This is a genomic window from Polaribacter sp. (genome assembly GCF_049276715.1).
Lineage (GTDB): Bacteria > Bacteroidota > Bacteroidia > Flavobacteriales > Flavobacteriaceae > Polaribacter.
Genome location: NZ_JBASWY010000044.1, coordinates 290224 through 302658, shown reverse-complemented (window position 1 = coordinate 302658; position 12435 = coordinate 290224). Strand labels below are relative to the sequence as shown.

At 33.9% G+C, this 12435-nt stretch carries 7 protein-coding genes; all 7 read right to left on the bottom strand.

Annotation, left to right across the window (positions count from 1 at the left end):
* Window positions 1-534 precede the first annotated feature (534 nt).
* The 7 genes from WAO74_RS12250 to WAO74_RS12220 all read right to left on the bottom strand — a co-directional run bounded on the left by WAO74_RS12250 (window position 535) and on the right by WAO74_RS12220 (window position 12428).
* Window positions 535-1998, bottom strand: coding sequence for a glutamate synthase subunit beta (locus tag WAO74_RS12250; protein ID WP_422162521.1), 1464 nt, complete (start codon window positions 1996-1998; stop codon window positions 535-537).
* Between the two features lie 4 nt (window positions 1999-2002).
* On the bottom strand, window positions 2003-6514 hold the full coding sequence (gltB, locus tag WAO74_RS12245; protein ID WP_422162519.1) for a glutamate synthase large subunit: 4512 nt from the start codon (window positions 6512-6514) through the stop codon (window positions 2003-2005).
* A 216-nt stretch (window positions 6515-6730) separates the two neighbouring features.
* The gene (locus WAO74_RS12240; RefSeq protein ID WP_422162517.1) at window positions 6731-7972 is read right to left on the bottom strand and encodes an ammonium transporter; all 1242 of its coding nucleotides are present in this window, start codon (window positions 7970-7972) and stop codon (window positions 6731-6733) included.
* Window positions 7973-7991: 19 nt separating this feature from the next.
* Window positions 7992-8330 (bottom strand): P-II family nitrogen regulator, encoded by a 339-nt coding sequence (locus tag WAO74_RS12235; RefSeq protein WP_422162516.1) that lies wholly within the window; start codon window positions 8328-8330, stop codon window positions 7992-7994.
* Between the two features lie 119 nt (window positions 8331-8449).
* On the bottom strand, window positions 8450-9742 hold the full coding sequence (locus tag WAO74_RS12230) for an ammonium transporter (RefSeq protein ID WP_422162514.1): 1293 nt from the start codon (window positions 9740-9742) through the stop codon (window positions 8450-8452).
* A 32-nt stretch (window positions 9743-9774) separates the two neighbouring features.
* Entirely contained in the window at window positions 9775-10761 is a 987-nt protein-coding gene (locus WAO74_RS12225) for an outer membrane beta-barrel protein (protein ID WP_422162512.1), read from the bottom strand.
* Between the two features lie 524 nt (window positions 10762-11285).
* Complete coding sequence (locus tag WAO74_RS12220; protein ID WP_422162510.1) at window positions 11286-12428, bottom strand: acyl-CoA dehydrogenase; 1143 nt, start codon at window positions 12426-12428, stop codon at window positions 11286-11288.
* Window positions 12429-12435: the final 7 nt, after the last annotated feature.

Below are 12435 nucleotides of genomic sequence, written 5' to 3'. Positions count from 1 at the left end.
ATAAGTAACTAAAACTTCCGGTAATAAAAATTTTGCAATCGATAGTAAAGTGTCTGAGGACATAAAAACTTTTTTAGCAAAGTTCTTCAATTTTTATGTACTCCACAACTTTTGGTATTGATCCATTACTTCAGCCTTTCTGTAATTAGACTAACTTCTTACTAATTTTCCTAAAGATTCTAGGAGTTGTAGATCATTTTCGAGCGCAATTCTTGCTACTACGTAGAAATCGCTCATTCATTTTTCTAATGTTCTGAATGCTTTGCTTTTAGTTTTTGTAGCGTTTTGTGAGTTTCCTTTTACTTGTATACTCTGCTCTTAAATTTTCGAACGGGTTAATAGCTGCTAATTGTTCTGTAATGTATTGTGCGTAATTTGTAATACTGCGAACGAACTGACAGTGTGTGAGTTGGTTTGTGTGGTGTTTTTGCAGAATTTTAGAATGAAAAAAACGCATCACTATATATTTTTTAGAGATGCGTTTTATAGATTTCTGCTTATGCAGGAACGATAGTTTGTTTAATTTGTTGTTTGCTACATAGCCACTAAATCACCTGTGATATCTTTAGATGGTAATTCTGACTGGCCCATTAAGTATAAGTCTACTTGACGTGCTGCTTCTCTACCTTCGGAAATAGCCCAAACAATTAATGATTGTCCTCTGCGCATATCACCAGCCGTAAAAATATTTTTTACATTGGTTTGATATTTACCATATTCTGCAACATAGTTTGAACGAGTGTCTGTTTTAATGCCAAGCTTATCTGCTAGAGTGCTTTCTGGTCCTGTGAAACCAAGCGCTAATAAAGCTAAATCGCATGGCCAAATTTTTTCTGTACCTGAAATTTCTACCAATTGAGGTCTTTGCCCAGGTACCATTTTCCACTCTACATTTACCGTTTTTAAAGCGATTAATTTTCCATTATCATCTTTTATAAATTCTTTGGTATTGATTAACCAATTGCGTTCTACGCCTTCTTTATGAGAAGAAGAAGTTTTTAATTGTAAAGGCCAAAAAGGCCAAGGAGTTGTTGGTGAACGATGCCCTGGAGGTTTGGGCATTATTTCGAAGTTGACAACAGATTTTGCGCCATGTCTGTTGGAAGTTCCAATACAATCTGAACCTGTATCTCCACCACCAATTACAATTACATCTTTATCTGTTGCCATTATTTGATTTTTAACTTCTTTGCCAAATAATGATTTTGTTTGTTGCGTTAAAAAATCCATTGCTTGTACAACACCTTCTGCATCTATACCTGGAGTTGGTAAACTGCGTCTTTCTGTTGCACCACCACATAATACTATAGAACTAAATTCTTTTAAATCTTTTACATCATAATTAACACCTACATTTACGTTTGTTTTAAAAATGATTCCTTCTGCTTTTAAAATAGCGATTCTTCTGTCGATAATTCCTTTTTCCATTTTGAAATTCGGAATTCCATATCGTAAAAGTCCACCAACTTCATCATCTCTTTCAAACACTGTAACTGTATGACCAGCGCGATTTAATTGCTGAGCAGCTGCTAAACCAGCAGGTCCAGAACCAATTATAGCAATAGTCTTACCTGTTCTAATTTTAGGAATTTGTGGCTTTATCCAGCCTTCCTTAAAAGCACGTTCTACAATATTTTTCTCGATATTTTCAATTGAAACAGGGTCTTCAATTATACCTAATACGCAGGATTGCTCACAAGGAGCAGGGCATAAACGTCCTGTGAATTCTGGAAAATTATTTGTAGAATGTAATATCCACGAAGCTTTTTGCCATTCACCTTGATGTACCATATGATTAAAATCTGGAATTAGATTACCTAATGGGCATCCACTATGACAAAAAGGAATTCCACAATCCATGCAACGTGAACCTTGTTTTTTTATCTCATTTTCGGAAAGAGGTACTGTAAATTCTTTATAATCTTTTAAGCGATCTTTTACAGAAGTATAGTCTTCATCCTGTCTTTCAAATTCTTTAAATCCTGTTATTTTTCCCATGACATTATGCTATTGTTAATTCTTCGAACATTGGTTCTTCTGTTTTTAAACGCTCTAAAGCACGCTTGTATTCTGTTGGCATTACTTTCACGAAATTGTTTAGACTGTTGTCCCAATCTGCCAATAAGATAGTACCTTTTTGGCTATCTGTATATAAAACGTGTTTTTCTATGGTCGCTTTTAAATCTGAAGCATCTTCTTCTGAAATAGTTTCGAAATCAATTGTTTCTGTGTTACATAGGCCGTTTGTAAATTTATTTTCTGGATCGTACACATAAGCTATACCACCACTCATACCTGCAGCAAAATTTCTACCTGTTTTACCCAAAACAATAATTTTTCCACCTGTCATATATTCGCAACAATGATCACCAACACCTTCTACCACTGCTACTGCCCCTGAGTTACGAACTGCGAAACGTTCGCCTGCAATACCATTTATATATGCTTGTCCATCTACTGCACCAAATAAGCAAACGTTACCAACAATAATATTTTGATCTGCTATGAAATCTGCTTTGGCTGGTTTTTTTACAATTAGTTTAGCGCCAGATAAACCTTTACCTAAATAATCATTGGTGTTTCCTTCTAAAATAAATGTTAATCCGAATGCACCAAATGCCCCAAAACTTTGACCTGCGGAACCTGTAAAGTTGATATTTAACGTATCTTCTGGCAAACCTAAATGACCGTAAATTTTAGATATTTCGTTACTTACAATTGCCCCAACAGTTCTATTTGTATTTTTTATTGGATAGGTAAATGTCATTTTTTCTTTGCGATACAATGCTCTGTGAGAATCTTTTAAAATTTTAAAATCTAAAACATCTTCTAAATTATGATCTTGTTGTTCTGTATTTCTAACTATCAATTTTCTGTAAGAGTCAGGTCTGTACAAAATACTAGACAAATCTAAACCTTTTGCTTTGTAGTGTTTGATGGCTTTATTCGCATTAATTTTATGAGTTTGACCTACCATTTCTGCTAATGTTCTAAAACCAAGTTGTGCCATAATTAGTCTTAATTCTTCCGCAATATAAAAGAAGAAATTAATAACGTGTTCTGGAGTTCCTTTAAAGTTTTTTCGTAATTCTTTATCCTGAGTAGCAATACCAACTGGACAGGTGTTTAGATGACATTTACGCATCATAATACAACCTGAAGCAACTAGAGGAGCCGTTGCAAAACCAAATTCTTCAGCACCTAATAATGCTGCAATTGCAACATCTCTTCCCGTTTTTAATTGGCCATCGCATTCTACAACAATTCTACTTCTTAAGTTATTCAAAACTAGAGTTTGTTGTGCTTCAGCCAAACCAAGTTCCCAAGGTAAACCTGCATGTTTTAGAGATGTTAAAGGTGATGCACCTGTACCACCATCGTAACCAGAAATTAGAACAACATCTGCTTTTGCTTTTGCAACACCAGCAGCAATTGTACCTACACCAACCTCCGAAACTAATTTCACATTGATTCTTGCTTCACGATTTGCATTTTTTAGGTCGAAAATTAATTGTGCTAAATCTTCAATTGAATAAATATCATGATGTGGAGGAGGAGATATTAACCCTACAAAAGGCGTTGAGTTTCTTGCAGCTGCAATCCATGGTAAAACTTTGTAGCCAGGTAATTGACCACCTTCACCAGGTTTTGCACCTTGTGCCATTTTAATTTGAATTTCTCTTGCATTGGTTAAATAATGAGAAGTAACCCCAAATCTGCCAGATGCAACTTGTTTAATGGCTGAGTTTCTACTATCACCATTAATATCTTTTTGAAAACGTTTTCTGTCTTCACCACCTTCGCCAGAATTAGATTTACCGCCAATTCTGTTCATGGCAATTGCTAAATTTTCGTGTGCTTCCCTGGAAATTGACCCATAAGACATGGCACCTGTTTTGAATCGTTTTACGATTTCTGTCCAATCTTCTACTTCTTCTAGAGGTATTGGGTCTAAATTATCGAATTCAAATAAACCACGAATGGTCATTAAGTTTTCTGCTTGCTCGTTTATGGCTTTTGCATATACATCATAACTTGCCTGATCACTTAAACGAACAGCTTGTTGTAATTTTGATACGGTTGTTGGATTGAATAAATGACGTTCGCCATTTCTTCTCCATCTATAATCTCCACCAATATTAAGTCCTAAATTTTTATCAATTTGATTGTCTGGATACGCTTGTTTATAACGTTGATCAATTTCTTTTTCAATTTCATATAATCCAATACCTTCGATTCTTGATGCTGTATAAGGGAAATATTTTTCTACAAATTGAGAGTTAAAGCCAACGATTTCAAAAATTTGAGAACCTCGATAAGAATGTAAAGTAGAGATTCCTATTTTGTTCATCACTTTTAAAATTCCTTTTCCAATGGCTTTGTTAAAATTATCAACGGCTTTATCTTCATTCATATCTGTTATAAAGCCTTCTTTTACTTGCATTCTAATAATTTCGTTCACCATATATGGATTGATGGCACTTGCGCCATAACCAAATAAAGTTGCAAAATGATGTGGTTCACGTGGTTCTGCAGATTCGATAATAATATCGAAATAAGAACGCTTTCTTAAACGATTTAATTGATGATTTACATAAGAACAAGCTAACAATGCAGGGATAGGTGCCAACTCTTGATTTACACCTCTATCTGAAAGAATAATAATATTGTTCTTTTGGTCTAATGCTTTTTCAATTTTAATGATAATTGCATCTAAAGCTTCTTCTAAACCATTTAACCCTTGAGATTTTGGATATAAAATTTGAATGGTTTCTGCTTTAAAACTTTCGATATCAATAGATCTAATTTTTTCTAAATCTGCATTTGATATCACTGGATTTTGAATTCTTAGCTTTCTACATTGTCTGTCTGTGATGCTAAAAATGTTTCTGTCTTTTCCTAAATTTAAACTAATATCTGTTACAATTTCCTCACGAATTCCGTCTAAAGGTGGGTTTGTAACTTGTGCAAATAATTGTTTAAAATAGTTAGATATTAATTGTGGTCTGTCTGATAAAACTGCTAAAGGTGTATCTGTACCCATAGAACCTAAGGCCTCTTTACCAACTTGGGCCATTGGCGTAATAATTTCTTGTATATCTTCGAAAGTATAATTAAATAAACGTTGTCTTGTTTTAATATCAATCGTTTCTATTGGGCAAGTTTCGCTTATATAAGGAACGTCTTTTAAATGCAAACGAGTATTATCTAACCATTCCTTGTAAGGTCTTTCAGATACAATTTTATTTTTTATTTCTTCATCCTCTATAATTCTACCCTCATTCATGTCTACCAAGAACATTCTTCCTGGTTCTAATCTACCATGTTTTTTTACATCTTCTGGAGCAATGTCATAAACACCAATTTCTGATGACATTATTAATTTGCCGCTTTTTGTAACTGTATATCTCGAAGGTCTTAAACCATTTCTGTCTAACAAAGCCCCTATATAATCTCCGTCTGTAAAAGGCACAGAAGCAGGTCCATCCCAAGGCTCCATAATACAGCCATTGTACTCGTAAAATGCTTTTTTTTCTGGAGACATTGTTTGATGTTTTTCCCATGCTTCAGGAATCATCATCATCATAATTTCTGGTAAAGATCTATTTGTATGCGTTAACAATTCTACAACCATATCCATAGAAGCAGAATCAGATTTTCCTGGCAAAATTATTGGGAAAAGTTTTTCGATCTGTGGACCGAAAACATCACTCTTCATTATTTCTTCGCGCACACGCATTCTACCAACGTTACCACGTAAAGTGTTAATTTCACCATTTTGACACATGTATCTAAATGGCTGAGCCAACTCCCAAGTTGGCATTGTGTTCGTAGAAAAACGTTGGTGAACTAATGCTAAACGTGTTACTAAATCTATTTCTTGTAAGTCTTTATAATATGGGCCAATATCTTCAGGCATTATAATACCTTTATAGATTATTGTAGTGATAGATAAACTTGGAACGTAAAAATAATGTGATTCAGAAATTTTAGAATTTCTAATTTCATGTTCTGTTATTTTTCGAGCTGCGTATAATTTAGCCTTAAAAGTGGCCTCATCAATTTCCTCTTTTTTTCCAACAAATAGTTGCTCTATTGCTGGTTCAGAAGCTAATGCTATTTCACCTAACTCAGATGAATCTACAGGTACTTTTCTCCAACCCAGAACTGCAAGACCTTGGTTTTTTATTTCTTTTTCGAAAGTACTTTTACAAAAATTAAATTGATTAGAAACTTTCGGAAGAAAAACCATTCCTACAGCATACTCTCTTTGATTTGGTAAAGAGAAATCGCAAACTCTAGTAAAATATTCATGAGGAATATCGATTAACAAACCTGCGCCATCTCCTGTTTTTCCATCTGCACTAACTCCTCCTCGATGTTCTAGTTTTACTAAAATCTCTAAGGCATCATGTATAATTTGATTTGTTTTTTCTCCATTCAAATTACATATAAAACCAGCCCCACAATTTTCGTGTTCAAACTCTGGTAAATACAGCCCTTGTTTCTCCATAATATATTTAGTTATATTTACAAATCTATGTATTTTGTTGAATATAATTCAAGGATCTACTATTTTAGATGTAAGTTTTACGATGAAAATAAAATTATAGTGTAAAAATGTTGTTTATCACAATTTAAAGAGTTTAAATTGTCATATTCATAAAAACAAGAAATACACCTTTAAAAAATTAACTTTAAAGGTGTATTTAGTTGTAAATGTAAACGATTAGTGCTCGTTTAATCTAAAATCTGGATATGCGTTCATTCCATGTTCATGGGCATCCAAACCTTCTATTTCTTCTTTTTCACTAACTCTTATACCCATTGTTTTCTTAAGTGTATATATGATAATAAATGATGTTATTACACAAAAAATTGCATAGGAACCTACACCAATTAACTGACTCAAAAACTGATCTACACTAGCCAGGTTTCCAAAAATTCCAACTGCTAAAGTTCCCCAAATACCACAAACCAAGTGCACAGCAATAGCACCCACAGGATCGTCTAATCTTAATTTATCAATTAAACTTACAGCAAACACAATTATTGTACCTGCAATGCCACCAATTAGAATTCCATCCATAGGAGACATTTGATCTGCGCCTGCAGTAATTCCAACTAAACCTCCAAGAATTCCATTTAAAAACATGGTTAAATCTAAATTCTTGTACATTATAGTAGAGACAAGAGCAGCAACAACTCCTCCTGCAGCTGCAGCCAAACAAGTAGTTACTAAAGTTAATGATGTTAAAGAAGGGTCTGCAGATAATACAGAACCACCATTAAAACCAAACCATCCTAACCAAAGAATTAAAACCCCAGCAGTTGCTAAAGGAATATTATGACCTGGAATTGCTTGCGCTTTACCGTTTTTGAATTTTCCAATTCTTGAACCTAATAAGAAAACTGCAACCAAGGCAGCCCATCCACCAACTGAATGAACTAATGTTGAACCTGCAAAATCGTAAAAAGGAGTTTCTAAAGTTTGTAAAAATCCACCACCCCATTTCCATGACCCTGCAATTGGATATACAAGGCCAACATACAAAATTGTAAAAATCATAAAAGGTAAAATTTTCATTCTCTCGGCTACTGCACCAGAAACTATAGTTGCTGCTGTTGCTGCAAACATTCCTTGAAATAAGAAATCAGTCCAATAGGTATAACCTTCGTTATAGGCTAAGTCTAAAACGCCAGCTTCTGTTAATGGTGCTGTGATTCCAAAACCTGCGAAGCCAAAAATACCAGTTGATCCATCTGCAAAGCCAGGATACATTAAATTAAAGCCAACCAAAGCATAAAGCAATAGGCCAATTGTAATGATAAAAATATTTTTAAATAATATATTTATAGTGTTTTTCTGTCTGGTTAATCCGATTTCTAAAAATGCGAAACCTAAATGCATAAAGAAAACTAGTGCTGTACAGATCATCATCCATACATTGTTTGTTGTTAATAATTCCATTTTAAATTTTTAAATTTTATTAGTTTAATGTTTTTCCTCCTTTTTCGCCAGTTCTTATTCTGTATGCTTCTTTAATATCGCTCACAAATATTTTTCCATCTCCAACCTCTCCAGTTCCTGCTGCTTTTACTATTGTGTTTATGGTAACCTCTTCAAAATCGTCATTCACAACAATTGATAAATATCTTCTTTGGATATCGCTAGTGCTATAACTTACACCCCTATATACATGTCCTTCTTTTTCGTTTCCTAAACCAGTAACATCCCAGTAAGAAAAAAAGTTAACACCCACTTCGTGCAAAGCATCCTTTACAGCGCTAAATTTTGATTTTCTAATAATTGCTTCTATTTTTTTCATGATAAAATTGATTTGTTTTTAATTTATTCAGCGAAAAATAGTGAAATTTATTTAACGCAATAAAATCACGTAAGTAAAACTTACGCGATTTTATGATAATTATTTAAGATAAATAATTTCTATCTATCTTCATCCATCTCTCTAACTCGTTTTCCTGGGTAAGCAATTGAACCATGCTCAGAAATATCTAAACCTTCGATTTCTACTTCTTCAGTAACACGTAAGCCCATTGTTGCTTTTAATATTCCTAAAACAATAAAAGATAATGCTATAGCCCAAACAGCATAAGCAAGAACACCTATTGCTTGAGTTCCTAGTTGCGCAGCTCCACCACCATTGAATAATCCAATACCAGTATCACCATCTACACCCCATAAACCAATTACTAAAGTACCCCAAGCACCTGCAACACCATGCACAGAAGCTGCACCAATTGCGTCATCAATTTTTAATTTCTTTTCAATAAATTCTATTGAGAATACAACAAGAATACCACCAAGTAAACCAGCTAAAACAGCACCGCCAGCAGTCATGTTTCCACAACCAGCAGTAATACTAACTAAACCAGCAAGCACGCCATTTAAAGTTTGACCTAAGTTAGGTTTGCCATACCAAATCCAAGTGGTTATTAGTGCACCAAGTCCACCAGCAGCAGCAGCTAAGTTTGTAATTAAAACTACATTTGAAGCAGCAGTAGCATCATCACCACCCCAAGCTAATTGAGATCCCCCATTAAAACCAAACCATCCTAACCATAGGATAAAAACTCCTAAAGTTGCTAAAATTTGATTATGACCAGGAATAGGTATTACTTTTCCATTTACATATTTTCCAATTCTTGGACCTACCATAAATGCAGCTACTAAAGCAGCCCAACCACCTACAGAGTGTACAATTGATGAACCAGCAAAATCGATAAAGCCCATTTTAGTTAACCAACCTTCGCCTTGCCATTGCCATCCTCCAGAAATAGGGTAAATGATTGCAGTCATTACCAAAGAGAATACAATGTATGTTGTATATTTAGTTCTACCTGCAATGGCTCCTGATACAATTGTTGCAGCTGTAGCAGCGAACATTGTTTGGAAAAATAAATCTGCTCCTTCACCTTGGAATAATCCACCCCAAAAGAACCATCCGTTAGAAGTGTCTCCATACATTAAAGAGTAACCTACTAACCAGAATGTTATAGAACCTACGCAAATATCTAATAGGTTTTTCATTGCAATGTTAACTGCATTTTTTGATCTTGTCATACCAGATTCTACTAATGTAAATCCAGCTTGCATGAAGAATACAAGAATACCAGAAATTAGCATCCAAAGCATTCCCATATCTCCATTTACTTGTTCTAAAACTGCAGCAGCTTCAGAAACAGGAGCTTCTTGAAATAATGTTAATAATAAACTCATATTTATAATTTTTTAGTTAGTTTCTTTTGTTGTTAAAATGCGTACACAGCAGCAAGAACAAATGAACTTAATGCCTTATCTCCACTATATACTCCCTCTGAAGCAGTATCTATTCTTATCTCTGGAATAATTGTTAAAGCTCCAATTGTGTAATTTCCTGTTAGTGTTGTTGCAAATACACTTGCATCTGCTCCAGCAGCACCAATTGCTCCAAAAGCTCCATCCTCTTTAAAGTATTCACCTCTTAAACCAATTTTGAAACTGTCAGAAGTTGCTAATTGAGGATATAAAGCTGCTCCATAGAAACCAGGAGCTCCGTCATTACCACTATTGTAGGCTGCATTTATTCCTAAGAAAAGTTTTTCTGAAACATCAAAACCACCTGTGTAATCTACTTCAAAGAAGTTAGGATCATATAATAAATTTAAAAACTGACCTGAAAACCCTAATTGAGCACCCAAAGCATAGCTACCTGTTGGATTAAAATCGGTTGCATCTGTAGGGTTCATAACAGCTAACATCAATGTTGTGTCTCCTCCTAAAGAGAAATCTGCTTTAATTCCTGAGTGACTAAATGGTCCGTAAGAAAATAAATAAGAAGTACTGTAATTAAAGTTCCCTGTTGGTGAAATTACTTCATACCCTAAAAAGGTATTAAAATTACCAACTGTAATTTTAACTTTATCGCTTACATTCCAATAAGCATATAATTGATTTACAATTTGAGAAGATGCAGTTGTAGAACCAAATACAGCATCTGTACCTCTAGGACCGTAAACCATATCTGCAACAAAACCAACTTTTTCGCCTTCATAAGCAGCAATTACGTTAATCATCCCTAAAGCAAATCCTGCTTGATTCGCAAATGAACTTCCTGGAGCACTGTTAAAAGCACCACCACTAAGATTACCTCTAAAATAAGTGTCTATGCTACCACTTAATGAGAATTTTTTTTCGTCTTCTTGAGCATTTACTAACAAGCTACTTGCTAATAATAAAGTAAAAATAATTTTTTTCATGATAATGTTCTTTTAGTTTTTATTGATTTTTATTATTTGAACGCTCCAAATGTAAATATTAAATTCAAACAAACAAGGGGGTGTATTTTCGAAAACGTTGTAATTTTAATATATACCCATAAAAAAATAGGGGTTAAATTGTGATAACAATAATTTTTAGTTTTTAAGGGGTGTAAAATATAGACTTCACAAAAAAGTGCCTAGAAATTTTGAGATATTCATAAAAATGCGCTTTTTTCAAAAAAAAAATAATTTTTATAGAAGTTTACTTGCGAAATCTTCAATTTTTAACTTTTAATTTCACTTTTATGATTTTTTTAACTAGATAAATCTCTAATGTATTAGGGTGATGGAGCGACTAAAAAAAAGACAAGTCCTAAATGCTTTTTCCAAGAAAACTTAAAAGAGAAAGGTTTTAGTTAACATTTATTTATGAGGCTCATTAAAATTACCGATTAAAAAAAAGGCATAAAAAAATCCATCTTTAAAAAGATGGATTTTTTATACTTCATAAAGAGTTTAAATTACCCTTTAATCAGTCCTCTAGAAATTACAATTTTCTGAATTTCTGATGTTCCTTCGTAAATTTGTGTAATTTTTGCATCACGCATTAAACGTTCTACATGGTATTCTTTCACAAAACCATTTCCACCATGAATTTGCACAGCTTCTACAGTTTGCTCCATGGCTACTTTAGAAGCATATAGTTTTGCCATTGCAGAAGACATGTCGTAGTTATTACCTTGGTCTTTGTCCCAAGCAGCTTTCATCACTAGCATTCTTGCTGCTTCAATTTCTGTATACATGTCTGCCAATTTAAAAGCAATGGCTTGATGATTGCAGATTTCTGTACCAAATGCTTTACGTTCTTTTGAGTATTTTAATGCCAATTCATAACCTCCAGCAGCAATCCCTAAGGCTTGTGCAGCAATACCAATTCTACCACCAGAAAGTGTTTTCATAGCAAATTTAAATCCAAAACCGTCTTCACCAATTCTGTTTTCTTTTGGCACTTTTACATCGTTAAATTGCAAAGTATGGGTGTCTGAACCACGAATTCCTAATTTATCTTCTTTTGGACCTACATGAAAACCTTCAGTTCCTTTTTCTACAATAAAAGCATTAATTCCATGGTGTCCTTTTGCTCTATCAGTTTGTGCAATTACCAAATAAACATCTGCACGTCCACCACTTGTAATCCAGTTTTTAGTTCCGTTAATTACATAATGATCTCCTTTGTCGATAGCAGTGGTAGCTTGAGAAGTTGCATCTGAGCCTGCTTCTGGTTCGCTTAAACAAAAGGCACCAACAAATTCTCCTGTTGCTAATTTTGTTAAATATTTTTGTTTTTGTTCTTCAGAGCCATAAGATTCTAATCCATAACAAACCAGCGAATTATTAACCGAAACAATTACAGAAGCAGAAGCATCAATTTTAGAGAGTTCTTCCATAATTAATACATAAGAAATGGCGTCCATTCCACTTCCTCCATATTTTGGGTCTACCATAATTCCCATAAAACCTAAATCGCCGATCTTTCGAACCAATTCTTGCGGAAATTCTTGTTTGTTATCTCTTTCAATCACTCCTGGTAGTAATTCAGCTTGTGCAAAATCTCTTGCTGCATCACGAATCATGATGTGTTCTTCTGTTAAACTAAAATCCATTTATATA